The following is a 25,753-nucleotide window of genomic DNA, read 5'->3' on the forward strand; positions in this document are numbered from 1 at the left end:
TTTGACTTTTCACGTACGCTAGTTCAAGCTATGCCCTTTAGGGCAAGACTTTAGTTGCTACTCAATTTTGGTAATTTTGCTTGATGAAGCAGCAACGGTCTGGTAGTCATTCGGTTTATAATTTACAAGTCCATTTGGTGTGGAGTACTAAGTATCGCTACCATGTGCTGACAGGTGATGTACAGTTGCGTTGTCGGGACTTATTGCGGCAGACCTGCAATGTGCTGGACGTGCAGATTCTGAAAGGCGTTGTGAGTAAAGATCATATTCATCTGCACGTATCGTATTCGCCCTCGTTAAGTTTGAGCGATTTAGTCCGGCGGCTAAAAGGCCGCAGTGCGAAGTTGCTTTTGCACGAGTTTCCTGAACTGAAGCGTCGGTATTGGGGCGGTCACTTCTGGGGTGTTGGTTACGGTGCTTGGAGTGTGGGTAGTATCACCGACGAGTTGCTGCAATCGTATTTAGATCATCACAAGGATCATCCTAATGGGGATGAGAATTTCATTCTGGAGTAGGTCACTTAAAGTGGTATACCTTCAGTCGGCTTCAGCCGAAACAAACGAATTCCATTCGTTTTTAAACCTATGGACTTCCAGTCCATAGTCGTTTAGTTAAGGTGTATTGTGTTTGAACAGTAAACAACAATTTAGACATTAATAGAAATCATGGCAACCTTAGCTCGTTACAACCAACTCCCCGCTTTTTTTAATCCGCTCTACGGTCGTCCGGTAATCAATCGGTATTACAACACGACGCCCAATGTACCGGCTGTGAATGTAAAAGAGACCGAAACCGCATTCGTTCTTGAACTAGCCGCTCTTGGCCTGAAAAAAGAAGATCTGAAAATTAACCTGGCCAAAAATACCCTCACGATTGGATACGAGTCGGAGCAGAAAAACGAAGAAACGACGGACAAATTCACCCGTCAGGAGTTTTCCTTCAACTCGTTTGAACGGAGTTTCCGTCTGCCCAAAAACGTGAACGCCGACGAAATCAAGGCGGCTTACACCGATGGTATTTTGACAGTTGAACTACCAAAAATTGAAGCAAAAGAAGAAAAGTTAGTGAAAGAAATAGCCGTTGCTTAATGGCTTCTTTCCTTTATCAGAAAGCCCGCGCTACTCAGTGCGGGCTTTTTTGTTTTGCCGCAGGCCATGTATTTACCGGACCAACTGCATGAATGCTTCCAATTTGTGCGCATTCAGGTGCCCATTGGTACGAACGCCACTACAAATGTCGAGCCCATAGGGTTGCACGGTATCCAATGCCTCCTGCACATTTTCGGGATTCAAGCCGCCAGCCAGGAAAACCGGCACCCGCGATTGTACGACAATCTGCCGGCTCACCTGCCAGTTATGTACCCGTCCCGTTCCGCCCAGTTCCTTTATGGCAAGAGTAGGATTACCGGAATCCAGCAACAGGGTATCGACTCCGAGTTCAACTGCCTGTAGCGCTTCATCGATGCTTCGTTCGTCGATAATGTGAATGACCTGTACCAGTTTTATAGCGGGCAAAGCCGCCCGAAGCTGCGCGTAGGTCCCGGCGGGCACGGTGTCTACCAGTTGAATAGTATTGGCTCCCACCCGTTGCTGGTGCGCGATAATGCCGCCGACGGTACTTTCGCTAGTGAGCATAAACGTGGCTACGGGCGGAGGAGTCATTCCGGCAATCTCGGCCGCCACATCATCCGACACCACGCCGGGGCCACTGGGCATCTGGCCGACCAGCCCAAGGGCATCGGCGCCGAACCGGATGGCTAGCCGGGCTTCTTCCAGGCTGCTGATGCAGCAAATTTTAACCCTTGTCCGGAACGGAGGTTCCATTGTTTTCGGTTGAATAAGCAAAATATACGTCGTAAACATACGATTTGTGTCTGAATGATTCCACTGACCCCTCCTGATGCGTTTGCTTCGTTGCGCATCCCCGATTTTCGTTACTTCGTTATGAACAGTTTCCTGATCACGGCCGCGCTGCTGATTCAGGAGGTTACGCTGGGTTACGAATTATACAAAATGACACATAACCCGCTCGCACTGGGTCTGGTAGGTTTGGCCGAAGCGCTACCGTTCATTGCCATTTCGCTCTTTGGCGGGCATCTGGCCGACCGGCGCGATAAGAAACGTATCTTGCAATGGAGTCTGCTGGTTATCCTGCTTGGCTCCGTTATCCTGTATCTTGCCTTTCAACCGTCCATTGTCTCCGGCCTTTCGCAAACCACGCAGTTGGCTACTATCTACGGAACAATCATGCTGATTGGCACGGCCAAAGGGTTTTACTCACCGGCCAGCTCCTCGCTGAAACCGTTTCTGGTCCCCCGTGAACTATATACCAATTCGGCCACCTGGAGCAGTTCATTCTGGCAGGCCGGGGCCATTGCCGGGCCTGGTATCGCCGGGTTTTTGTACAGTTGGTTTGGCTTCGACAATACGTTGGTTTTCGTCATCATTATGCTGGCCCTCTGTTTCCTGCTGCTTTCGCTGGTTGAGAGCAAGCCCGTACCGATGAACAATCAGCCCGCCAGGAGTTTTCTGGAGAGCCTGAAGGAAGGCTTTCGCTTTGTATTCGACACCCAGATTGTATTCTACGCCATCTCGCTCGATTTGTTCTCGGTACTGTTTGGGGGCGTGGTGGCTATCCTGCCGGTTTTTGCCGAGGATATTTTAAAAGTAGGGGCCGAAGGACTTGGTTTCCTGCGGGCAGCTCCGTCCATTGGTGCCCTGCTGACAATGGCGTACATGACCAAGCACCCACCAACGCATAATGCCTGGCGCAATATGCTGTTAGCTGTGCTGGGTTTTGGGGTGGCTACGCTCGTTTTTGCGCTGTCCACTAATTTTTACCTGTCGCTCCTCATGCTTGCCCTGACGGGAGCATTCGACAGTATCAGCGTCATTATCCGGCAAACGATTCTACAGATTTTCCCCCCCGACCACATGCGTGGGCGTGTCGCGGCTGTAAACGGTATTTTTATTAGTTCATCGAACGAAATTGGCGCGTTCGAGTCGGGGTTGATGGCTAGTTTGCTCGGCACCGTGCCGTCAGTAGCACTGGGCGGTCTGGTTACGCTGGCGGTGGTGAGCTATGTATACGCCAAATCGAAGGCATTGTTTTCGGTTCGTCTGGACGATACTATGACCAGTTGATAGGTAAAACAGGTAGGTCTGCTATGTTGAAACGTGCGCTGTATATGGCTGCTTAGTTAGAAAGTCCGCATTTACTCTTTTACATAAACCTGAAACAGCTGATTGTCCGGTTGCTAGGCGTAGCCAATTGGCAAATGAATCGAAAACCAGTCAAACCATGAAACATCCGTACTTATTGATTACCGCCGTTTTTGCTGCTTTCAGCTTCATTGCCCTGACACCGGCCACAGCACCCAAGCCGATGAAACTGCTGAAAGCGTGGGAAACGGACACCACGCTTCGTACCCCGGAGTCGGTGTTGTACGATGGCCGCAACACGCTGTACGTAGCCAATATGGACGGACAGGCGGACGCGCTCGATGGCAGTGGCTTTATCTCGAAAGTATCCCTCGATGGTAAAATTGAAAACCTGCGCTGGACATCGGGCCTGAACGCGCCCAAAGGAATGGGTCTGTACAAAAAACGGCTGTACGTAACGGATGTGTACCGGTTGGTAGCCATCAATACCGAAACGGGGCAGGCTGAAAAGACGTGGGATGCGATTGGGAAAGGCTCCTTCCTGAACGATGTAACAATAGCAAAAGATGGTACGGTCTACGTATCGGATAGCCGCATTGATAAAATTTACCGCCTGAAAGACGACAAGTGGGAGGTTTTTATGGAGGGCGAACAACTCAATAAGCCCAATGGTCTGCTGGCCGTTGGTACCGGTAAACTCATGATAGGAAGTGGGAAAATCGGTGCGCTGCGGTCGGTGGATGTAGCGACGAAGGCTATCACCACCCTGGCCGACGGCATGGCCGCTACCGATGGTATCGTGCCCGAGGGCAAGGGTAATTATTTCGTTTCGGACTGGAACGGGCAGATTTTCCACGTCAATGCCGATGGGACTAAACAGCAACTGCTGGATACCCGCGCTGGAAAAGTAAACTCGGCAGACATTGAATACGTCGCGAAGAAAAAGCTGCTGGTTGTTCCTACGTTCTACAAAAACAGCCTGGTTGCTTACAAGGTGGAGTAGGGGATTGTATTAATCGGGTGAATAAAGCAGAGTATGTCCCTCCCTCGCCAGTATAGGTAGATTCTTGTTGATTACGTCCCAGACCACTGTTAGATCGACAGCATCGTAGGCAGGACAAATTGTTCTGTATAGACCAACCCGAAGGCCTGCGCCCGCTTCGCCTGATTCCGTTTTAGAGTCTGCGTAATTTGGGGAAGGGTATGGGTTAGGCTGGAGTATCATGAATTTATACGTTGGTATCTATCATAGTACCTTTAACGCAGGGCTGCCAGACCGAACGGCTGGGTTTGAGCTGATGTATTGCCAGTGGTCGTTTATAGTCAAAGATCCCAAAAATTCTGCCCCTGGTATTAACCAGTATCCGTTTCAGTTTGTCGGCAACGATAGTGAATAAAACCCTTTTCCCCTTCATCTTTGTTATCCTGATAGTACAAGCAAGCATTGAGCTATGAGCAGCCAGCCACCGGCTGAAAAACCATTTGCTCATTCGCTCTTTCACTCATTCGTTATTAGAAATGAAACTTCTTAAAGTAGCCGCTGGCGTTCTTAACCAAATTCCCCTTGCCTGGGAGCACAACAAGCAAAACATTATCAACGCCATCGGGGAAGCGCAACGGCAGGAAGTGAGTCTGCTCTGTCTGCCCGAACTCTGTATTTCGGGATATGGCTGTGAGGATGCATTTTTTGCCCAGAATACGATGGACCAGTCCCTCGAATCTTTGCTGGACATTGTACCGTATACCAACGACATTACCGTAGCCGTGGGTTTGCCGATGCGCCACAACAATCGCACCTTCGACGTAGCCTGTCTGATGGCGAATAAACGGATTCTGGGCTTTGTCGTAAAACAATACCTGGCCAATAACGGCGTCCACTACGAATCGCGCTGGTTCCAGCCCTGGAATCCGTATCTGCGCGATGAAATCAAAGTGGGCGAATTCTCTTATCCGTTTGGCGACGTCGTGTTCGATTTATCGGGTATTCGGATTGGTTTTGAAATCTGTGAAGATGCCTGGGTGGCCAGCCGGCCGGGCCGGATGCTCTATGAACGGGGCATCGATATTATCCTGAACCCCACGGCCAGCCATTTCGCCTTCCTGAAATCGCAGGTGCGGGAGCGGTTTGTGGTCGATGCGTCGCGGTCGTTTGGGGTGAGTTACGTGTACGCCAACATGCTGGGCAACGAAGCGGGGCGGATAATATATGATGGCGATGCCATGGTGGCCTCCAATGGCGAACTGCTGGTGTCGGGAAACCGGCTGAGTTACGAAGATTTTCTAATCGTTCCGGCGGTGGTCGATGTGGAAATTACCCGCCTGAATCAAACCCAGAATCGGGCTAATCTCGCCCTAGTGTACCCAAATTTACGCGTGTCGGAGCGGTTCGACTGGCCCGATATTGCACCCGTTATCCAGAAGGCCGAACTCGAAGCCTGGGAGCGGGGCGGCTATCTGAAAGAAGAAGAATTTGCGCGGGCCGTAGCCTTGGGACTATTCGATTACCTGCGTAAAAGCCGGTCGCACGGGTACGTACTGTCATTGAGTGGCGGTGCTGATTCCTCGTCCATCGCGGCCCTGGTCTTTCTGATGATTCGGATGGCGGTGGAGAACATCGGCATCGACGGCGTGAAGAAAAAGCTTGGACATATCAACGCCATTCAAAAATGTAAAACGCCCGAGGAAATGATGGGTAAATTGCTGACCGTCATGTATCAGAGTACCGAAAACTCATCCGACGATACGTTTGGTTCGGCCAAAGAACTCGCTGATGACATTGGCGCAACATTCCTGAACATCAATATCAACGGCCTGGTGGAAACCTATCGCGGACTGATTGAAGGGCAACTGGGCCGGGAACTGTCGTGGGATACCGACGATCTGGCGTTGCAGAATATTCAGGCGCGGGTTCGGGTTCCGGGTATCTGGATGCTGGCCAACATTAACAACGCGCTATTGCTCAGTACGTCTAATCGCTCCGAAGCGGCTGTTGGCTACGCCACCATGGACGGTGATACAGCGGGGAGTATTTCGCCCATCACCGGTATCGATAAGCATTTTTTGCGGGGGTGGCTGCTCTGGCTGGAAACCGTTGGACTAAACGTCAAAAACGAGCAAACCCCCGCCGACCGGACGGGTGAAGTAATCAGTTCAATAGGCGATAATGACCTCATTAAAGTGAAAGGACTGCACGCCGTTAACAGCCTACAGCCCACAGCGGAGTTGCGCCCGCTGGACAGAAAACAAACCGACGAGGACGACCTGATGCCGTATGATGTGCTGAACTCCATTGAAGAGGCCGCTATCCGGGATAAGCAGCCACCGGTAGAGGTGCTTAAGTTGGTAGAAGTTCGGTATGCCAATGTGTATGACCGTGACCGGCTGGCTGGTTGGATCGAGCGGTTTTTTAAACTGTGGAGCCGCAACCAGTGGAAGCGTGAACGCTACGCCCCCAGTTTTCACCTGGACGACCATAACCTCGACCCCCGTTCCTGGTGTCGTTTCCCCATCCTGTCCGGTGGTTTCGAGAAGGAACTCGCCGAAATGCGCGATTGGGCCGCCGAACAGAAGCCAAACGGCCGAAAAGGCAAAATTGGGTTTTAGGATTGCCTGTAGCACATTAGGCTAAAGATTAGGATTTTGTGAAGGAGTAATGAAGCTGGTAACAAGGTGAAGGTAATTCGGCGGTTGTAAAGGCAGGAGGGTGGCTGGTGCATCTGAAGGCAGGCTTACATAGATTCCACGAAGAAACTTTTGCAGATAACGTAATGCTAATGGAAGCAGACAGACTTGGAGGTGAGTCAATGGGGGCTACCCATGACCTGGGTTCACAGACGTTCTATCATGGCACGAAAGCCAATTTGAAACCGGGCGACCTGATTGAACCCGGCTTTACCTCAAACTACGGTACTGGAAAGAAGGCATCTTATATCTATCTAACCGCCACCCTGGATGCGGCTACCTGGGGAGCCGAACTTGCCTTGGGCGAAGGACCGGGCAGAATTTATATAGTAGAACCGACTGGCCCATTTGACGATGACCCTAATCTGACGGACAAGAAGTTCCCTGGCAATCCAACAAAATCGTACCGCTCCCGAAACCCGCTTCGAATCTGTGGTGAGGTTACGGATTGGCAGGGCCATTCCCCCGATAAGCTCGAAGCGATGAAGGAACACCTTAAGCGACTGAAGCTACTTGGTATTGAGGCAATCGAGGACTGAGTTGACTATGACAATCAAGCTGACACGTCAAATGACAACAACGCCAGGTCGAAAAAGGTAGAATTATATAATTCCCGTAATTTGTTGTGCTTTATCTTTGTTAAGATGAATCAAACGAGTTGGGATGCGCTACGTAGGCTTTTTGTGCGGATTAGCATTTCTGGGGATAGTCAGTTGCCAGCCTGACCTTCCGCAGGAGGTGAACAGTGCCCTGACCTTGCTGCCCGCCGAGTTGGATTATAATCAGCACGTAAAACCCATATTATCGGATAAATGCTTTGCCTGTCATGGTCCAGACAAAGCCAAACAGAAGGCAGGTCTGCGCCTTGACCTGGCCAGTAATGCCTATGATGACCTGCCCGAAAGTCCCGGCAAAGTGGCCATCGACCCCGGCAGTTTGAGAAATAGTGAGGTATTCCGGCGCATCCTTTCTACCGACCCCGACGTGATGATGCCCACGCCCGAATCGCACCTGAGCCTGACTGCCTACGAAAAAGCGGTGCTGGTCAAATGGATTCAGGAGGGAGCCGAATACAAACCTCACTGGGCGTTCGTAAAACCCGAAATGCCAAAAACCCCGTCCATCGATAACGAAGACTGGGCCGTAAACCCCATCGACAATTTTGTAGCGGCCAAACTGGCCGAGAAGAAACTACGTCCGGCCCCCCAGGCCAGTCGCGAACTCCTCATCCGGCGGGTAACCTTAGACCTCACCGGCTTGCCGCCTACACTGGCGGAAATCGATGCGTTCCTGGCCGACAGGAGTGATAACGCCTACGAAAAATTAGTGGACAGGTTGCTCAAGTCGCCCCACTACGGCGAACGTATGGCCGCCGACTGGCTCGACCTCGCCCGCTTTGCCGATTCGCACGGCTACACCGTCGACCGGCTGCGCGATATGTCGCCCTACCGCGACTGGGTCATCAACGCATTCAACAAAAACCAGCCTTACGACCAGTTCATCCACCATCAGTTAGCCGGTGATCTGATGCCGGGCCACGAGAGGCCGGGCCACGACAGGCCGGGCACGAATGGGGCAAAGCCTACAAAAGCGATGCTAGTTGCCACGGCTTTCAACCGCAATCACCAGCAGAACCTGGAGGGGGGGATTGTGGAGGAAGAATTCCAGCGGGAGTATGTTTTGGACCGTACCAACACGCTGGGAGATGCATTTCTGGGCCTGTCGGTGGGGTGCGCCCGGTGCCATGACCACAAATACGACCCTGTTTCGCAGAAGAATTACTATCAGTTATCCAGCTTTTTCAACAACGTAGAAGAGGCCGGACAGATTTCGTGGGATGATGCCATGCCTTCACCTACCCTGTTGCTGCCCACCAAAAAGCAGGAGCAGTTAATACACTTCATCCAAACCAAGATTAGTCAGCAGAACACACAGGTAGCAACAGTCCAGCAGCAGGGAGCGGCCGATTTCAGGCAGTGGCTGGATAAGGGCGAATATGCTGCATTAAAAGATGAAAGCTTCCCCGCAAAGGGACTAATGGCCCGGTACACCTTTGAGGGTAAGAAGCTGTTTAACGAGGTCACCCGAAAGGATACGGCCCAGACCAAACGCGAAACCGGCAAAGAACCAGAACAGTGGACTACCGGCCACCACGGGCCGGGCCTGAAACTCAACGGCGATGCCTGGCTGGACCTCGGTAAAGTCGGTATTTTCAGGAAGTCAGAGCCGTTTACGGTGGGGCTTTGGGTAACTATTCCGAAGGACATGACCGAAGGTGTACTGTTTCATAAATGTCAGGCCGAACGGCTCTACAACTTCCGGGGCTACCACGTGTACCTGCGAAACGGCAAACTGGAACTCAGCATGGCGCACGTAGCACCGTCTAACGCCATTACCAAAATTACGACCCGGCTCGTTCCCCGCGACCAGTGGCTGCAACTCACTATTACGTCCGATGGGTCGGGCCGGGCAGCCGGGCTGAGGTTGTACGTAAATGGTACCGACCAGCCCATGCGAACCAACATGGACCAGCTGACCAAAGATATTCTGTTCGACAGTACAAAAGTTAAACCTGAACCGGGTTTGCAGATTGGCGGCTGGTATCGCGGGACGGGTTTTAAAGATGGTATTATCGACGACATCGTAGTCTATAACCGGACCCTCACGCCCTACGAGATTGCCGTTCTGGCCGAACGTTCTAACTGGCTTGCCATAGCAGCTAAACAGCCCGCCCAACTTACCCCCACTGACCAGAAAATTCTGAGCGATTACTACTTCTCCGCCGTTCATGCGCCTACGCTTCTGGCCCGAAAAAAACTGACGGAAACTCGCAACGTGCTGGCCGACAGTACGGAGAAAGTACAGGAACTGATGGTGATGCGTGAGTCGGCTACGCCCAAACAAACCTATGTGCTGGAACGGGGCGTTTACGACTCGCCAGGCGAAAAAGTGTACCCTAACACGCCGGAGCGTATTTTTGCCTTTCCGGAAAACCTGCCTAAAAATCGTTATGGGCTGGCGCAGTGGCTTACCGATGCTGATAACCCGCTTACGGCCCGGGTAGCCGTCAACCGCTACTGGCAACTGTTTTTTGGTACCGGCATTGTCAAAACGACCGAAGACTTCGGCAATCAGGGCGAACTGCCCTCGCACCCCAAACTCCTCGACTGGCTGGCCATCACCTTCCGGGAAGGGGGTGGTTCCCGGTCGCATGGATGGGATGTGAAGCGGTTGGTGAAAATGATGGTGATGTCGGCCACTTACCGGCAGGACTCCCGCGCCAGTCGCGAGTTGCTCGAAAAAGACCCGCAAAACCGGCTGCTGGCCCGCGGCCCATCCCGCCGGCTGTCGGCAGAAATGATGCGTGACAATGCTTTAGCCGCCAGTGGGTTGATTAATTACGCTATTGGCGGGCGTAGCATCAAACCGTACCAGCCCGACGGGTTATGGCGCATCAACTCAGCTACTTACAAACCCGACAGCGGGGCCATTGTCTATAAACGGAGTGTTTACGTGCTGGTCAAACGCTCGGTACCGAACCCTACGCTGGGCACGTTCGATGCACCATCGCGGAGTTTCTGCACCGTCCGACGGCAGAAGACCAACACGCCGTTGCAGGCGCTGGTTACGCTGAACGACCCTACGTTTTTAGAAGCGGCCAACGTACTGGGCGAGCAGATGACCCGCCAGAAAGACGAGAAACAAGCTATCATGCTGACCTATCGAAAGCTGACCGGCCGCCGACCCACCCGCCCTGAAGTAGACCTGCTGACCAAAATGCAGCTCGCCCAACTGAAGCGTTTCAGCCAGGCACCCGGCAAAACGAAAGGCTGGCTGGCAACGGGTCAGTACAGAATAGACAGTACACTAAATGCCGCGCAGGTAGCCGCCAACGCCGTAGTAGCCAGTACCATCATGAACTCCGACGCAACCCTTACGAAACGCTAAACGCTTATGGAACAGCACCACGACGATGAGTTTCGGGTTAATACACCGGATTTCGCCAGGCTCAATGAGAAACTGGACCGGCGACGGTTTCTGACCAAAACCACGCTGGGTCTGGGTGCGCTGGCGGCTGGCACGCTGTTCGGTGGTCAGCGGCTGTTTGGCGGGGCCGCTGCCAAAGCGCCTGATGAACTTAATGAAGACACGCAGGAAGCCATCTTGCGCGCTCTGCCACACTTTGCGCCCCGCGCCAAACGCGTGGTTTACATGTTTATGAGCGGAGGGCCGTCGCAGTTTGAAACCTTCGACTACAAACCAAAACTGGCTAACATGTTTGGTCAGCAACTGCCCGATTCGGTGCGGAAGGGGCAGCGGCTCACGGGCATGAGCGCCAACCAGAGTAGTTTACCCATTGCGCCGTCGGTGTACAATTTTAGCCAGTACGGCAAATCGAATACGTGGGTGAGCGAACTGTTGCCCCATACGGCAAAGGTGGTGGATGAGTTGTGCATCATCAAATCGCTGTATACCGAGCAGATAAACCACGATCCCGCCATCACGTTTTTTCAGACGGGTAATCAACTTCCGGGTCGCCCGTCTATTGGCTCGTGGGTGAGCTACGGGCTGGGTTCCGACAATGAGAACCTGCCGACGTTTATCTCCATGATTTCCAAAAATGGCAACGGTCAGCCCCTATACTCGCGGTTGTGGGGCAGCGGTTTTCTGCCCACACGCCACGAGGGTGTTCAGTTTCGGTCGGGAAAAGACCCGGTGCTGTTTCTGAATAATCCCGAAGGGTACGACGGCGCCGACCGGCAGGAAATGCTTACCTACCTTAAGCAGCTCAACGAGCTACAGCAAAGCGGCTTCGGTGACCCTGAAATTGAAAACCGCATGGCGCAGTACGAAATGGCCTACCGGATGCAGACTTCCGTGCCGGAGGTAATGAGCGTGGCGGGCGAACCCGACGAAGTGTTTGACCTTTACGGCCCCGACAGCCGGGACCCGGGTACGTACGCGGCCAACTGCCTGCTGGCGCGCAAACTGCTGGAAAAAGACGTGAAGTTTGTGCAGTTGTACCACCAGGGCTGGGACCAGCACGGCGGCTTGCCGGGTGGCATCAAAAACCAGTGCAAAAATGTAGATCAGGCTACCGCAGCCCTTGTTACCGACCTGAAACGAACGGGTTTGCTGGAAGACACACTTGTAATCTGGGGTGGTGAGTTTGGCCGGACGGTTTATTCGCAGGGGAAGCTGACTAAAGATAACTACGGACGCGACCACCACCCGCGGTGTTTCACAATGTGGATGGCCGGGGCGGGGGTGAAAGCTGGTATTAGCTACGGCGAAACCGATGATTTCAGCTATAACATTACGAAGAATCCGGTGCACGTCCACGATTTTCAGGCTACGCTGTTACACCTGCTGGGTATCGATCATGAGCGGCTCACCTTCAAAAGCCAGGGCCGGCGTTTCCGCCTGACCGATGTACAGGGTAAGGTAGTACATGATCTCCTTTCCTGATGCCTACTTTGAAGGCCGTTATGACTGTATGGGTAAGGTATTGTGATCAAATTATTCGAGCTTGTTTGAGTAAATCGGGAGCGAAACTGACTATACTATACATGAAGAAGACCAGCTTACTCATTCTTACTGCCTGCACCGTACTGCTCAGTGTTTTCGCTCAGGCACAGAGCCTGGATGGTTTTGCAGCCGATGCTGTCTGGAAGGCAAAAATCGAACAGATAGCCCCGGCAAAAACCACGTATCCTGCAAAGAAGAAGCACAAAGTTTTGCTCTTCTCGCTGTTTACCGGCTTCGACCATTGGGTAGTGCCCCATACTAACGCGGTTATTGAGATTCTGGGCCAGAAAAGTGGTGCCTTTGAGGTTGTTCAGAGCAATGATATCAAGCTATTCCAAAAGGATAAGCTGAAGGACTTCGACGTGGTCGTGCTGAACAATAACTGCTCAATTGGTACCAACCGGGATTTGTTTCGGGATAAACTGAGCGAAGATAAATCACTGACCGAAGCCCAGGCCATTGCAGGAGCTAAAGAACTGGAGCAGAATCTGCTGAATTTTGTCCGAAAAGGGGGTGGGCTTATGGCTATGCACGGCGGTATTGTGATGCAGAACAAGTCGGCTGACTTTAGCGAGATGATGGGCGGCAGCTTCGATTACCACCCTAAGCAGCAAATGCTCCACGTAAAACTCGTCAACCCGCAGCACCCGCTTGTGCAGGCTTTCGGAGGTGAGGGTTTTGACCATATTGACGAAGCGTACATGTTCAACATGGCCTATAGCAAGCAGAATTTCCGGCCCCTGCTTTACCTCAATACCAGCGAAGTAGAGGGATTAAAGGGCGAAAATCCTGAACCGGTAATATATATTTCCTGGATTAAGCGATACGGTAAAGGACGTGTTTTTTATACCTCTCCGTCCCATAATGCCCAGAGTTTTGACAACCCCAGGCTGCTACAGTATTTTCTGGACGCCATGCAGTATGTGGCGGGCGATGTGAAAGTAGACGATTCCCCCATTGGCAATAACACACCCTAATCCTGACTGATACTCCTGAACCAATAAACGGATAAATCCATGAAAAAAACAGACGAAACAACGGACCAGAGCCGCAGGGCATTTATTAAGTCAACCGCTGCCGGCACTGCCGGTCTCATCGCTACAACGGGTTTCCCAACCATTGTGCCATCGAGCGTATTCGGAAAAAATGCCCCCAGCAACAAAATCAACATCGGCCAGATTGGTTTTGGCCGTATTGCCTCCGGCCACGACCTGCCCGAAATACTCAAGAACGAAGTTGCCCGCGTCATAGCAGTAGCCGACCTTGATAAAAACCGGCTGGCGATGGGCAAAAAATGGATTGAGAAAAAGTACGCCGACAAAACCGGCAAGGATAACTACGTCGACGTGCAGATGTTCGACGATTACAAGGAACTGCTGGCCCGTAAAGACATCGACGCGGTCATTATCAGCACCCCCGACCACTGGCACGCACAACCCGCTATGGAAGCTGCAGTGGCTGGAAAACACATTTACATGCAGAAGCCTACTTCCCTTACTATTCAGGAAGGCCGTATGCTCAGTGATATGGTTCAAAAGAAAGGGATAAAGTTCCAGTTGGGTAGCCAGCAGCGTTCTGCCAGTCCCTGGCCGCAGTTCAAACGAACCTGCGAACTGGTCCGTAATGGTCGTATTGGTCAGCTCAAAAAGGTGTACGTGGGCCTGCCCGGCGACCCCGCTGGCGGGAGTACGGTTAAGACACCCGTGCCTACAAACCTTAATTATGATATGTGGCTCGGCTCCACGCCGGAGGTCTATTATACCCCGGACCGGGTGCATTCGCAAACCAGCATCAACGACCGGCCCGGCTGGTTACGCCTGGAGCAGTTTGGCGCGGGAATGATTACAGGCTGGGGGTCGCACCACGTAGACATAGCCCACTGGGGTATGGATACTGAATTGACCGGCCCCGTTGAACTGGAAGGGCTGGGTGCTTTCCCCCTGCCTGGTTCGGGATTATGGGATGTGCATGGCAACTTTCTGGTCATGGCGACGTACGCAAACGGGGTGGTGATGGAAATAGGGGGTAACAACCCCAACGGCGTGATGTTCGAGGGCACCGATGGCTGGATATTTGTATCCCGGGGTAATGTGGGCGTTACGGCTTCGGACCCCGGCGCAGCACAGTCAGCTAAAGAAAATGAGGCTTTCAAGGCAAGCGATAAGAAAATTCTGGGGTCGGTGATTGGCCCCGACGAAATTCACCTGTACGATAGTCCCGAACAGCACCGAAACTGGCTGGAGAGCATCCAGAACGATAAACAGACCATCAGTCACGTAGAAATTGCCCAGCGTTCCTGCTCGGCCTGCTTGCTCGCCCATACTGCTATGAAGTTGGGCCGCAAGCTGAAATGGAACCCTGAAAAGGAGCAGTTCCTGAACGATAAAGAGGCCAACGCTACATTGTCAAGACCACAGCGCGCCCCTTACGGTACTACGAACGTAAAAGGATAGTTGCTTTTAGCTGCCCCAACCTGTTGCTTCGGCTGAGCACCAGGTTGGGGCAATAGTTTGTGGTGAAGCTAATTCACCTGACATGATCCTGTTAACTATCACCACGTTTTTTGGGCGAATGCACCCATTGGTAGTGCATTTGCCCATCGGCTTTCTGGTTCTGGCAGCTCTGCTGGACTGGGCTTCGTATTGGCCGAACTATAAAAACGTTCAGGCTGCGGTACCGCTGGCGTTGCTGGCCGGGGCCATTTCGGCGGTGGTGGCCTGCGTGCTGGGCTGGCTTCTTTCTACCACCGGCGATTATGCCCCTATTCTGCTGGATAAGCACAAATATTCAGGGATTGCCCTGGCCGGAGTGGCACTTGTACTGTACGCCCTGACTACTCCAGCGTTTGTTCGCTACGTGGCTCTGCCCCGGAAGGTTTTTTCGGTCGCGTTCGTGGTCGTTTTAGGATTGATGAGTTACGTCGGGCATCAGGGAGGAAGCCTGACGCACGGCAGCGATTACCTCTCGCTGGCTACCCTGACCAAAACTGAGCGGCCTAAACCAACCCGTATAGAGCAAGCCTTTATCTTTGAAGATATAGTGCAGCCCCTGCTGGAGAAACGATGCGTACAATGCCACCGGGCGGGGAAACTGAAGGGGAATCTGCGCCTGGAAACCCACGGCGATTTGCTGGAAGGGGGCAAGCACGGCCCGGTCGTAGTAGCGGGTAACCTGACAAAAAGCGAGTTGTACCGGCGTATTACACTCGATCCTGCTCACAAGGAATTTATGCCGACTGATGGTAAAACTCCCCTTACCAAAACGGAGATTACCCTCATCAAGTGGTGGATTGAAAAAGCCGCTGCCGCCGGTACTATTAAACTGACCGAGGTGAAAGGGTATCAGAATGTGCAACCAATAGTGGCAAGCGTGCTGGGTTTTGCCGGGCCAACTGGTGGCATTGTTGCCGAAGAAGGTAATCGCAGTCGTCCTGTCAACCCAGACATTCCCCCGTCGGGCGATACTGCGCAGATCACGGTAGTCCGGCGAGAAGGCTTCGTTGTTCGGATAATGAACTACCAACCCCTGATGCTCGATGTAACGCTGCCCCCAAAAGCAGGCAAGTCGGGGGTCAATCTGTCTGTGTTGAAACCACTGGCCCGGCACATTATCTGGCTTAACCTATCCGACCTGAACCTGACCGATGGTCAACTTAGTATCGTTGCTACGTTCAGCAACCTCGAAAAACTCCGGGTGGAGAAAAATCCCATTAGTAACGAAGCCCTGAAAAGCATCTCGGGGCTGACACACCTGCACGCCCTGAATATTTACCGCACAAAAATTACTCCCACCGGTTTGGAAACGCTGAAGCACATGAAGCAACTTGAAAACCTATACGTCTGGCAAACGGGTATAACGGCCAGCGACGTGAAAAAGGTATTTGGCGACAGCACATCAATCCGGGTTGCTTACTGACGTATTTTTCTCTGGGCGTCAGGGTATCCAATCGATTAAAACTACTCTTAACTTTTTGTTGACAACGCGGCTGAGCCTGCGCTCAGTCGTCCAACTGACTCACCACATGAAACGCTATTGCCTCGCCCTCGACCTTATTGACGAACCAGCCCTGATTGAAAAATATAAATGGCACCACGCGCCCGAAAATCAGTGGCCCGACATTAATCAGAGTATCCACGATGCGGGTGTAGTCAGCATGGAGATTTACCTGTTTGGCAACCGGATGTTCATGATTATGGAAGTAGACGACACCTTTTCGTTTGAGCGGATGCATGCCATAAACCAGCATCCCAAATCGGTAGAGTGGGAAAACCTGATGTGGGGGTTCCAGCAGGCCGTGCCGGGCGCAAAACCCGGCGAAAAATGGGTGCTGATGGAGCAGATTTTCAATCTGCCAAAGTGAACCTGTTACCATGGCAGATGATGGACGTTCATAAACAGAAACAAATTCCTGATAGATAACACGTACCAATTGATGACTTACCTTACGACCAAAAATTACCCCCATCCAGAAGTACTTGATTACCCGGAAAAAGCACTGTTCTTCGGTACCGGTGTGTTACTTCGTGGATTGCCACTCTTTTTTATCGAAAAAGCCAACCGGCAGGGCGTTTTCCGTGGCCGGGTAGTGGTGGTAAAGTCCACGACGCGGGGCGACACGACGGATTTCGATAGGCAGGAAAACTGCTTCACCACGCTGGTTCGGGGTATCGAAAACGGGCGGGAGGTCAACGAAGTATCCATCAACTGTGCCATCAGCCGGGTACTGACGGCATCGACCGCTTGGGCACAGGTGTTGGCGGTAGCCGAAAGTCCGGCGTTGAGTCTGGTCGTTTCCAATACCACGGAAGTAGGTATTCAATACGTCGAAGAATCCATCTTCGCTACGCCACCCGCGTCATTTCCGGCTAAATTGCTGGCCGTTTTGCATAAGCGGTACGAGACTTTTAGTGGTGACCCGGAGAAAGGGCTGGTTATCGTACCCACCGAACTCATCTCCGAAAATGGGGATAAACTGCGGGCTATTGTGCAGCAACTGGCCCTATTCAATAACCTCAGTGCATCCTTTATCATCTGGCTCAACGAAGCCAATGATTTTTGTAATTCGCTGGTCGACCGGATTGTACCCGGGCTGGTTACGGGTGCGTTGAAAACAAGTATGGAAGCCGAGTTGGGTTACCAGGATGATTTAATGATCATGGCTGAACCGTACCGCTTGTGGGCCATTGAAGGCAACGAACGGGTCAGGCAGAAACTGACGTTTGCAGCGGCCGATGCCGGGGTTAAAATTGAGCCATCCATCACGAAATTCAAGGAGCTTAAACTGCGGCTACTCAATGCCCCCCACACGTTATGTTGCTCCATTGCCCATTTGATGGGGTTCGTTACGGTGAAAGAAGCCATGAAGAATGTGGAGTTCCTGGCCTTCATGCGAGGGGTTATGTTCGATGAAATTAGTCCCTGTCTGGGTGAATCCATTGAACAAGATGAGATTCATGCCTTTGCCAATGCCGTGCTGGATCGCTTCCGAAACGAGAATCTGGATCACAAATGGCTGTCCATCAGTATGAACTACACCGCGAAAATGGCCATGCGCTGTGTGGGGCTGCTTGAAAAATGGTACCAGCAGCATTCTACCGTTCCGGCACACATGGCCTTTGCGTTTGCCAGTTATCTGTATTTCATGCGGGTTCATAAAACGGACGATGGCTCGTACGCCGGGTTTACCAACGGGGCTTCCTATTCCCCCAACGACCCGGATGCCAACGTGTTGGCGTCGGCCTGGGAAACGGCTGCCAATAGTGATGAACTCACTCGTATGGTGTTAACGAACAGCGATTTATGGTCCGTAGACTTAAGTGCCCTACCTGGTTTTTCGGGGGCTGTGTCGCAATATCTGAACACTCTGCTGACGTCTGACTCCTTTACGTTACCCGACTTTACTCCGGCTGTTCACTGAAATTCATTCTGCTGAGGATAATTTTATCAGACCCCGATTAAATCAGGGTTCAATGAAGCGTCAGAATCATATACGCGGCCTGATTGGGCTGGCGGGTGCGGGTGCCAATGGTTGTTGGGACGCGGTCATCATCCGCAATTAACAGAAGCTGGTTGTTGGGCAGTACAGTAAGGTCTTCTGCTTTGTGCCCTATTGTGTGCAGCGGTTTCCCCTGCGAATCGCGGATGAGGGAAAAGGGTTTACCAGCGTATACATCGCTGAGGGGCGCGGCCCAGATAAAGGTATCCAGCTTGTTGTCGACTTCCTGCGAGGTAAGCATCCAGACGAGCTGACGGGCGGGGTCGTATTCCAGGCTGGACAAACCCAGCGGTTGTGGTAATGTGGTATCGGCTTTGGCAATCACGAAGTCGTTGATAACCTTCCAGTCATTCTCAAGCCGCATTCGTTCGCCATCACCCGTTTTATCAACCCGATATGAAACGCTCACTATCTGCGCCTGGTAGCTGAAATCCTTGTAATCTTTGCCCACCTCCCGAATTCCGAACAGTAACTGACGATCGGTAGCAGCCAGCCCTTCCACCTTGAAATACGGCATCCCGCCCGGAAATTCATTGTTCGCTAGTACTTTGGCAAGCTGTTGCCGATACCCCATCGAGGTTCGGCTGGTATCGTCGGGAGCCAGTACGTGCGGGTGTTGCTCATCGCCGGTGCGCCAGTACAGAATCGTGTTGTATCCGTCCCAGTCGCTGCTTCCGGGCTTTACCCGGTCGAAGGCGGTAGTGAGTAATACAAAACGCCGGTCGGGCGTCTGGGCAAAATCCTCGTACTTATGAGCTGCCGAAAAAACGGGCTGCGTCAGATAGGACGGGGGCTTTGTCGAGCCGCCCAGCGCAGTAGATGGCTTCATGAACACCGGACTCAACCCATCGGGCATGTCTTTATCATTGGCAATAAGGATATTTTTACCATCGAATGCCACCGCCGACGCTTCACACCAGACGGTCTGCCCATTCAGGCTCGTGCCCGGTGTAAAGCAATCGAGAAATCCTGCTTCTGTGAGGGTAGCAGTGGGCAGTGTTTTCGTAGCAGGAAGTTTCGCTGTTTTGCAACCAAAAAACAGCAACAGACTAGTTACCGTAACAAGCGATAATCGGCAGTACATAGTTGTTCAGATTTGAAAGGCCCTAAGAGAAAAGGGGCAAGATACATACTAGCTGTATTGCGCCTTTTCTCTTTGGGCATACTATCTTCTTTCTATTTAGTTATCGGCTATTTGTCCGATACGCCATACTTCATTTCGCCCCGGTCTTTCTCCACGGCGGAGCGGCCATCTTTCATCCAGACGGGTTCCGGTGCATCCTTGAGGTAATAATCAAAGAACTGGTACATACGAATGCTCAGGTCTTTGGCATTGTGCCGCCCGGTCAGGTTGTGGGCTTCGCCGTTGTATACCACCATCCAAACGGGTTTATTCAACCGGCGCAATCCCGTAAACAGCTCGATTCCCTGCTGATGCGGCACAGCCCCGTCGGCATCGTTACTCATGATGAGCAGCGGGGTTTCTACCCGGTCCGCGTAGAAAAGGGGTGAATTTTCGATGTAATTCATCGGCTTCTCCCAGAGCGTACCCCCAATCCGACTCTGTGTTTTTTCGTACTGAAACTGGCGTACCATGCCCGTTTCGCCCCGGATGCCGCCGTAGGCCGAGGTCATATTGGCCACGGGTGCACCTGCTTCGGCCGCCCGGAACAAATTGGTACGGGTAATGATAAACGCTGTCTGGTAACCGCCCCAGCTTTGGCCCTGAATGCCCAGTCGGTTACGGTCAACAAACCCCCGGTCCAGCAGGCTCAGTACGCCCGGAACAATACAGTCGTACGCATCTGGTCCCGGCTGCCCAACGGTGTAGACGATGTCGGGTACGAAAACCAGGTAGCCATTCGATACACAGTAGGGAATATTAATCGTGGAGCGACTGGGAGCCGGTGCCCGGTAGTCATTCAGAGTCTCTACGTTGCGCTCGTAGAAGTACGTCAGCATTGGATACTTCTTTGTGGGGTCGAAACCTTCGGGTTTGTACAGCAGCCCCTCCAGTTTGGTACCGTTGGTGCCCGTCCATTTTACCAGCTCTACGCTCCCCCAGCGAATGCTATCCTGTTGTGGATTAGCTTTGGTGAGTTGTTTTGGATTGGCCAGGGTAGTGTCTGTAATAAACAGGTTGATTGGTTCCTGAAAATTACCCCGGTAAAAAGTCATGGTCGGGGCGTTTTTCGCTTTGCTCAACCCGGAGTACCGGTGGTTGCTCTGCTTCAGAACCGTGGGAGCCAGTGCCGAACGCCCATTCGTGCTTTTTAAGATTCCGGTCGATTTGTCACTCTCCCAGATTCCGGTCAGGAATAGTGCGGCTTTGGGGTCAATGGCTTTCTCGGTGCTCAGACGGCCGCGGGTGTTGTCGTCGTCCAGTTCCGCGCGACGGAGCCGGACGTTATTTTTACGGCCCCAGCCAGCGGTCAGGTTAACGGGTTTCTCTTTGCCGGTGGGGTCAATCTGCCAGATGTCGTAGCGGTCATAAATCCAGACGTAACGGTCGCCGGTGGTCCAGCCCGCTGAGCCATAGGAGCCGGGAAGGCTGGGCGTATCGTGTTCTTCATCGAAAAACTTACTGGGTAGGCCACGGGTCAGGTCAATATGTTTGCCAGCGGCCACATCCCACGCCCGCCAGAGTGAATCGGCCTCATCGAACCAGTAAGCATACTGGCCGCCGGGCGATAGTTTCGGCTGCGAGGCCATCACATCACGGGCAATGCGTTTTTTGTCACCCGTCTGGCTATCAATCAGGTATAAGTCCGTGTGGCCGGGGTCCCAGGATGACTGCACTTGATAGGGCAGGTCGCTCAGGCCCAGCACATAACGCGTGGTGACTTCGGGATCAAAGGCAACCGTGGGAATCTCCCGGTTGGCCAGCGGAATGATTTTGCCGGATTTAAGGTCATAAACGGCCAGAAAACCCCGCTCCTTTTCTTCCTTGAGCCGCTTTTGCTGCATGGGCTGTAGCCGACTGTCGGTCCAGGTCCAGATGTCCATTTTTACCTTCTCATCATCGGGCGTCAGGGTGTCTTTCGTCGGTTTGGGTGGAATGGGCGAGGTGGAGAAATAAAGTCGGCTGCCATCGTCGGCAAACTTCGGTTCGCGGAACTCATTCACCGACCAGCCTTTGGGCAGGGCCGCCGTTGTGGTATCGGCAATAATAGTGAACGGAGATTCGGGGGCTGTTGCTTTTGCCCGTTTGCCTTTGGCCGGTGTAACTGGCAACCTATTTTTGTAATAGAGCGAAAAGACCTTTACGTCGGACCCGGCACTGTCGGCCGATGCCATCCAGGCCATTTTTTGCCCTGTTTTGTCGATGGCCAGTCCTTTGTAAATTTTACGCGTCGAACTGGTATCCACTAAACTTACCTGGCCATTCTCCGTATTGAACAGAAATACTCCCGGAATGGCGTTCGTACCCGCTTTCAGCGAATCGTTGGCTGATTCCCGGCTGTAAAAAACGGCTTTCCCATTGTCGGACATCACCATATTTGACACGTACCGGACCGTTTTTCGGGTGCCATCGGCCAGATTCAGCAGTGTCATATTATCACCCTTTATTTTCTTTATCGGCCCCTTCCGGGTGGCTACCGTTGTGGTCGAAACGGCGGGCGTTGGGGTAAGGGTGTCACTCTTTGACTGAGCCGGTGTTTTGGCCGCTCCCTTCTCTTTTTCGTCCTGACTTGTCTGAAGCACAGCCAGCCAGGAACCAGCCTCTTTCCCAAACGAAAACGACTTCACATTAGGAAGTTTCGTCGTTTTGCCGGTTGCCAGATTGAGGGCCAGCATGCTATCTTTCGGCATCTCGTCGGGCTTCTTCTTTTTGAGTTTAGCCTTCCGGGTGTCGGCAAGCGGTACTTTTAGACGCATCACCAGAAATTTACTGTCGGGCGTAAACTGCGCCATGTAGCCGCGCTGAAAAACGTAGCGCGTTGGGGTGCCGGTCGGACTGTTACTGACCACTTCCAGGCGGCCATCGCCTTCCTGCGGGTCAACCTGATAGGCCACCCAGCGGCCATCGTCGGAGATTTTTTCGGACCGTACCGCTTGCCAGCGGTCGTAATCGGATGCATTGAGCGGTCGTTTCTGAGTTTGCGCGAAAAGCGACGTTGAAACAAGCAGCGCGAGGAGAAATGGATACAAACGAGTCATTGATGAGTGAGATTGAGACTTACCAAACCACTAAATTACTCATCAAATCTCAATACTGACTGTAAATTCACCGCTATTCTGTTGAAGTAACTCTATTTCACCGTAGTTTATGCTAGGAAAAGCCTGAAAGGCCGATTTTTAAGGTAGCTTCTCACTACTACGCCTTTTATGTTCCAGCCACACACCCAGGTTATAAAATTAGTTTGTGGAGTAGGCAAAACAAGCCGTCAGGTGGCTAGTATACGGCTACTTCTTCGGTTACAAGTTCCCGATTGATGCCAGCCCCGGCCGCTACGCCATTCGCACTGGCAACCGCTAACTGACGCATGGGCGAACTGTTGTCGCCAGCGGCAAACAGGCCCGGCACATTGGTTTGGCCCACGATCGTAACTTGAATTAACCCGGTTGAGGTAAGTGTGCAGCCTAGCTGCTGGGCCAGGTCGGAGTGCTGCCGAAAAGGCACCGGAGCAAACAGGGCCGTCAGGTCGACCTGGCTGCCATCCTGCAACATAACGGCGTTCATCAAGCCCTGCTCGTGCTTAATCTGCGCAATCGGTGTCTCTATAATGGGCACGTTGAGCCGGCTTATCGTGCCGCGTTGGTCATCGGTCAGTGTAGCGCTACCATTAGTGAACAGGGTGAGGTTTTGACTCCAGTGATGGATTAAGCCCACGTAATCAGCTGTATGTTCGCCGGTTATCAGTACACCCAACGGCTGGTTGCGCACCTCGTATCCATGACAGTAAGGACAATGCAACACCGAAACTCCCCAGCTTTCGGCAAATCCATCGATAGGGGACATAATGTCCTCCAGACCGGTGGCTAGCAAAACTTTACGAGCCTTGATACGAGTCTGGCTGTCGGTGGTCAGGGCGAAGCCGTCGGCATTTTTCGATAACGTAGTAACCCGGCCGTTCAGGTACTGGACTGTTGGGTAGGCGAGGGCCTGCTCCCGGGCAAGGCTGGTTAGCTGAGCCGGTGTTTCGCCGTCACGCGTCATAAAACTGTGCGAGTGAGGGGTTTGACGATTGCAGGGCTTGCCGCTATCGACTACCAGCACCCTGCGTAATGACCGGCCTAATACCAGGGCGGCACTCAGCCCAGCCACACTGCCACCTACAATTACGACATCATACTCTGTTTGTGTATCCATCTAAACCAGTTAAAATAAAATGCGGGGGTTATATATGCAACATAGTTGCATATATAACCCCCGCATGCTGGAAAGGTTCCGCAAAACGGTATGACTCTGGTACATACAAAAGCTTACTCAGCTTCTGCTACTTTTTTGAGTGCCTCCAGCCAGCGGTCGGTAGCCTCATCCAAGTTTTTTTGTAAAACAGAGCCTAATACGCTTACTAGCCAGCCTTCCATGCTTTCTTCGACCCGCACTTCGGTCGTGCCATCGGTGAGGGGGTTGAAATGCCAGTTGTGAACCGCAAAAGCACCAAAAGCTTCACCCGACCAACCTAGGGCTTCCGGAGGTGTAACCGTGTGTAGTGTCGAATGAATAGCCATACCACTGGTGTTCCAGTCGAAGGTAGAGCCTGCCTGAAGTGGACCGTTTAGCTTAGCCTTGCTGATATCGGGTTGCCAACCGGCCCACTGGTCAATCTGGCTCATTGCCTGCCACACCCGTTCGGGCGGGGCTGCAATCCGGGTTGTTTTATCCGTGCTGGCCGGAGCATTGGGATTAAGCCTGGAAGACCCCGGACGTTTGATGAATTTTTCGGCGATGATAACGGCGGTTACGACGGTACCCAGCAGGACAGCCCCGTATAGTAATGGTTTCTTGTTCATGGATTTCAAATTGATTTACAAACAGTTAACTGGTTTTTAAACTTGGCGGTTATCACGATTAAGTTCCGGGTGGTATAGTAATCGTTCAATCACTTTTGTTTACGCTAGTCAGCGTGCGTCGGGCACTGTTACCAGTTCTGCCAACCCTACGCCCGAATCGGCGGCCCCATAATATACCCAGATTTGTCCCGCTTTTGGATGACCCTCCGGCCACTGAATCCAGCCGTTTGAGAAAACTACGTTCGGGAAAAAACCTTCGCGCTCCCAAAGTAACTCAGGCGTAAGCAGGGGCAGGGTCGAGCGGTCCAGAACGACCGACGGATCATTCTTATCCAGCAGGGCAAGAGCAAGTGCGTAGGCGTGGGTGGCACTGGCCCCGTGGTAGCAAACCAGCCAGCCCTCGTCGGTCAGCATTGGCTCCGGCCCGGCCCCAATCTTGGCCCCTTCCCAGGCGTATCGGTCATCCGTCAGTGCACGACCTCCGAACAGAAAGCGATGCTTTCCCCAGTGGATACCATCTTCCGACTCTGCCAGCCAAACGGATGGTTTGCCAATGTCCGACACCATTGGCCGGTGCAACAACCAGTATTTGCCGTTAATCTTTTTGGGGAATAAGGCTACGTCTTTGTTCGGTGGCGGTAGTATCATACCCACCCGCTCGACGTTTACAAAATCAGTCGTGACGGCCAGCCCGACGCCGGGTCCATGCTCCGACACTGCCGTGTAAGTAATCCAGTATTTACCTTCCAGAAACGTGATCCGGGCATCTTCAATACCAAATGATTCATCCATCCGGGCCGGAAACAGGAATGGTTTATCGTCAATAGTGAAGTGAATACCGTCCCGGCTGCGGGCCAAACGAAGGTGGCTCATTGACGTTAGGTAGGTGTTGCCTTCAATGGTAACGACGCGCGGATCGTAGGGTTGCGTTGGTTCTGGAAGGTACTGGATGGTGAGGGTTGGTACGCCTTCCTGGTCCACCAGCAGAGGAATCGCTAACTGCCCCAGCGTTGGGGTTGGGGCTTCGGCTACGCGTATCAATAGAATAACCTCATCGCCAAAAAGACAGGCTGCCGGATTGAAAGCCCCAAGCACAGTAAAACCGTCGATGGCTGGTTTTACATCGTTCGTTTTCAGAATAGGCTGGTTAACCAGTCGGCGGAGTTGATAATTTTTCATTGTAAAATAAACCCGTGGGGCTGGTGATTTCCTGGTGAGTAATTAGGGTAAGCCCTGTAACGCTGTGTCAACTGCCTGATTGCAAAGGTAAAGAGAGCAGGGAGCCGATAGGTACGAAAGAAAACAGCCTGATACCGGTATGATCAATGAATAAAATAACCATTAATTTGTTTCGCTTACGTTCACTGGATACCTATTTCCATTAGTTTTGGCGCAGGCTAAACCTTCCGGGAAATAGCCGAGTTAT

At 52.4% G+C, this 25,753-nt stretch carries 19 protein-coding genes; 13 read left to right on the forward strand and 6 right to left on the reverse strand.

The window, feature by feature from the left end; genetic code table 11:
- The first annotated feature begins 83 nt into the window (after window positions 1–83).
- Window positions 84–515, forward strand: coding sequence for an IS200/IS605 family transposase (gene tnpA / locus B156_RS0119950; RefSeq protein WP_018619334.1), 432 nt, complete (start codon window positions 84–86; stop codon window positions 513–515).
- 150 nt (window positions 516–665) lie between these two features.
- Window positions 666–1,088, forward strand: a complete 423-nt coding sequence (locus B156_RS0119955; RefSeq protein ID WP_018621547.1) for an Hsp20/alpha crystallin family protein — start codon at window positions 666–668, stop codon at window positions 1,086–1,088.
- Window positions 1,089–1,160: 72 nt separating this feature from the next.
- Here B156_RS0119955 and B156_RS0119960 read toward each other — a convergent pair whose 3' ends face one another.
- Window positions 1,161–1,823 (reverse strand): phosphoribosylanthranilate isomerase, encoded by a 663-nt coding sequence (locus B156_RS0119960; protein ID WP_040586063.1) that lies wholly within the window; start codon window positions 1,821–1,823, stop codon window positions 1,161–1,163.
- 54 nt (window positions 1,824–1,877) lie between these two features.
- Here B156_RS0119960 and B156_RS0119965 point away from each other — a divergent pair, with 54 nt between their 5' ends.
- The 11 genes from B156_RS0119965 to B156_RS29535 all read left to right on the forward strand — a co-directional run bounded on the left by B156_RS0119965 (window position 1,878) and on the right by B156_RS29535 (window position 18,288).
- Window positions 1,878–3,143, forward strand: coding sequence for an MFS transporter (locus B156_RS0119965; RefSeq protein WP_018621549.1), 1,266 nt, complete (start codon window positions 1,878–1,880; stop codon window positions 3,141–3,143).
- A 157-nt stretch (window positions 3,144–3,300) separates the two neighbouring features.
- Complete coding sequence (locus tag B156_RS0119970) at window positions 3,301–4,164, forward strand: SMP-30/gluconolactonase/LRE family protein (protein WP_018621550.1); 864 nt, start codon at window positions 3,301–3,303, stop codon at window positions 4,162–4,164.
- Between the two features lie 515 nt (window positions 4,165–4,679).
- On the forward strand, window positions 4,680–6,764 hold the full coding sequence (nadE, locus tag B156_RS0119980) for an NAD(+) synthase (RefSeq protein WP_018621552.1): 2,085 nt from the start codon (window positions 4,680–4,682) through the stop codon (window positions 6,762–6,764).
- Between the two features lie 200 nt (window positions 6,765–6,964).
- Window positions 6,965–7,381, forward strand: coding sequence for an NAD(+)--rifampin ADP-ribosyltransferase (gene arr, locus B156_RS0119985; RefSeq protein ID WP_018621553.1), 417 nt, complete (start codon window positions 6,965–6,967; stop codon window positions 7,379–7,381).
- Between the two features lie 124 nt (window positions 7,382–7,505).
- Window positions 7,506–10,790 carry a DUF1553 domain-containing protein gene (locus B156_RS0119990; protein WP_018621554.1) on the forward strand — a complete coding sequence of 1,095 codons (3,285 nt, stop codon included), beginning with the start codon at window positions 7,506–7,508 and terminating at the stop codon, window positions 10,788–10,790.
- Window positions 10,791–10,796: 6 nt separating this feature from the next.
- On the forward strand, window positions 10,797–12,311 hold the full coding sequence (locus B156_RS0119995) for a DUF1501 domain-containing protein (protein ID WP_018621555.1): 1,515 nt from the start codon (window positions 10,797–10,799) through the stop codon (window positions 12,309–12,311).
- Between the two features lie 101 nt (window positions 12,312–12,412).
- Window positions 12,413–13,348 (forward strand): ThuA domain-containing protein, encoded by a 936-nt coding sequence (locus B156_RS0120000; protein ID WP_018621556.1) that lies wholly within the window; start codon window positions 12,413–12,415, stop codon window positions 13,346–13,348.
- A gap of 39 nt (window positions 13,349–13,387) precedes the next feature.
- Window positions 13,388–14,824 (forward strand): Gfo/Idh/MocA family protein, encoded by a 1,437-nt coding sequence (locus tag B156_RS0120005; protein WP_018621557.1) that lies wholly within the window; start codon window positions 13,388–13,390, stop codon window positions 14,822–14,824.
- 82 nt (window positions 14,825–14,906) lie between these two features.
- Window positions 14,907–16,286, forward strand: a complete 1,380-nt coding sequence (locus B156_RS0120010; RefSeq protein ID WP_018621558.1) for a c-type cytochrome domain-containing protein — start codon at window positions 14,907–14,909, stop codon at window positions 16,284–16,286.
- A gap of 106 nt (window positions 16,287–16,392) precedes the next feature.
- The gene (locus B156_RS0120015) at window positions 16,393–16,731 is read left to right on the forward strand and encodes an L-rhamnose mutarotase (protein ID WP_018621559.1); all 339 of its coding nucleotides are present in this window, start codon (window positions 16,393–16,395) and stop codon (window positions 16,729–16,731) included.
- A gap of 72 nt (window positions 16,732–16,803) precedes the next feature.
- Window positions 16,804–18,288, forward strand: coding sequence for a tagaturonate reductase (locus B156_RS29535; protein ID WP_018621560.1), 1,485 nt, complete (start codon window positions 16,804–16,806; stop codon window positions 18,286–18,288).
- Window positions 18,289–18,337: 49 nt separating this feature from the next.
- Here the strand turns inward: B156_RS29535 and B156_RS0120025 are convergent, their stop codons facing one another.
- The 5 genes from B156_RS0120025 to B156_RS0120045 all read right to left on the reverse strand — a co-directional run bounded on the left by B156_RS0120025 (window position 18,338) and on the right by B156_RS0120045 (window position 25,506).
- Window positions 18,338–19,450, reverse strand: coding sequence for a hypothetical protein (locus B156_RS0120025; RefSeq protein WP_018621561.1), 1,113 nt, complete (start codon window positions 19,448–19,450; stop codon window positions 18,338–18,340).
- Window positions 19,451–19,557: 107 nt separating this feature from the next.
- Entirely contained in the window at window positions 19,558–22,527 is a 2,970-nt protein-coding gene (locus B156_RS0120030) for a S9 family peptidase (protein WP_018621562.1), read from the reverse strand.
- A gap of 235 nt (window positions 22,528–22,762) precedes the next feature.
- Window positions 22,763–23,680 (reverse strand): NAD(P)/FAD-dependent oxidoreductase, encoded by a 918-nt coding sequence (locus B156_RS0120035; RefSeq protein WP_018621563.1) that lies wholly within the window; start codon window positions 23,678–23,680, stop codon window positions 22,763–22,765.
- A gap of 113 nt (window positions 23,681–23,793) precedes the next feature.
- On the reverse strand, window positions 23,794–24,327 hold the full coding sequence (locus B156_RS0120040) for an SRPBCC family protein (RefSeq protein WP_018621564.1): 534 nt from the start codon (window positions 24,325–24,327) through the stop codon (window positions 23,794–23,796).
- A 108-nt stretch (window positions 24,328–24,435) separates the two neighbouring features.
- Entirely contained in the window at window positions 24,436–25,506 is a 1,071-nt protein-coding gene (locus tag B156_RS0120045; protein WP_018621565.1) for a glycoside hydrolase family 130 protein, read from the reverse strand.
- Window positions 25,507–25,753: the final 247 nt, after the last annotated feature.

The organism is Spirosoma luteum DSM 19990 (assembly GCF_000374065.1).
In the GTDB taxonomy this organism is placed as follows: domain Bacteria; phylum Bacteroidota; class Bacteroidia; order Cytophagales; family Spirosomataceae; genus Spirosoma; species Spirosoma luteum.

Bases quoted from the DNA above. Each gene is read 5' to 3' on its own strand.
- B156_RS0120015 (WP_018621559.1), top strand. From the start codon at position 16,393: ATGAAACGCTATTGCCTCGCCCTCGACCTTATTGACGAACCAGCCCTG.
- B156_RS0120025 (WP_018621561.1), bottom strand. From the start codon at position 19,450: ATGTACTGCCGATTATCGCTTGTTACGGTAACTAGTCTGTTGCTGTTT.
- B156_RS0119960 (WP_040586063.1), bottom strand. From the start codon at position 1,823: ATGGAACCTCCGTTCCGGACAAGGGTTAAAATTTGCTGCATCAGCAGC.
- B156_RS0120045 (WP_018621565.1), bottom strand. From the start codon at position 25,506: ATGAAAAATTATCAACTCCGCCGACTGGTTAACCAGCCTATTCTGAAA.
- B156_RS0120035 (WP_018621563.1), bottom strand. From the start codon at position 23,680: ATGGATACACAAACAGAGTATGATGTCGTAATTGTAGGTGGCAGTGTG.
- nadE (WP_018621552.1), top strand. From the start codon at position 4,680: ATGAAACTTCTTAAAGTAGCCGCTGGCGTTCTTAACCAAATTCCCCTT.
- B156_RS0120030 (WP_018621562.1), bottom strand. From the start codon at position 22,527: ATGACTCGTTTGTATCCATTTCTCCTCGCGCTGCTTGTTTCAACGTCG.
- B156_RS0120010 (WP_018621558.1), top strand. From the start codon at position 14,907: ATGATCCTGTTAACTATCACCACGTTTTTTGGGCGAATGCACCCATTG.
- B156_RS0119965 (WP_018621549.1), top strand. From the start codon at position 1,878: ATGATTCCACTGACCCCTCCTGATGCGTTTGCTTCGTTGCGCATCCCC.
- B156_RS29535 (WP_018621560.1), top strand. From the start codon at position 16,804: ATGACTTACCTTACGACCAAAAATTACCCCCATCCAGAAGTACTTGAT.
- B156_RS0119955 (WP_018621547.1), top strand. From the start codon at position 666: ATGGCAACCTTAGCTCGTTACAACCAACTCCCCGCTTTTTTTAATCCG.
- B156_RS0119995 (WP_018621555.1), top strand. From the start codon at position 10,797: ATGGAACAGCACCACGACGATGAGTTTCGGGTTAATACACCGGATTTC.
- B156_RS0120005 (WP_018621557.1), top strand. From the start codon at position 13,388: ATGAAAAAAACAGACGAAACAACGGACCAGAGCCGCAGGGCATTTATT.
- tnpA (WP_018619334.1), top strand. From the start codon at position 84: ATGAAGCAGCAACGGTCTGGTAGTCATTCGGTTTATAATTTACAAGTC.
- B156_RS0119990 (WP_018621554.1), top strand. From the start codon at position 7,506: ATGCGCTACGTAGGCTTTTTGTGCGGATTAGCATTTCTGGGGATAGTC.
- B156_RS0119970 (WP_018621550.1), top strand. From the start codon at position 3,301: ATGAAACATCCGTACTTATTGATTACCGCCGTTTTTGCTGCTTTCAGC.
- arr (WP_018621553.1), top strand. From the start codon at position 6,965: ATGGGGGCTACCCATGACCTGGGTTCACAGACGTTCTATCATGGCACG.
- B156_RS0120040 (WP_018621564.1), bottom strand. From the start codon at position 24,327: ATGAACAAGAAACCATTACTATACGGGGCTGTCCTGCTGGGTACCGTC.
- B156_RS0120000 (WP_018621556.1), top strand. From the start codon at position 12,413: ATGAAGAAGACCAGCTTACTCATTCTTACTGCCTGCACCGTACTGCTC.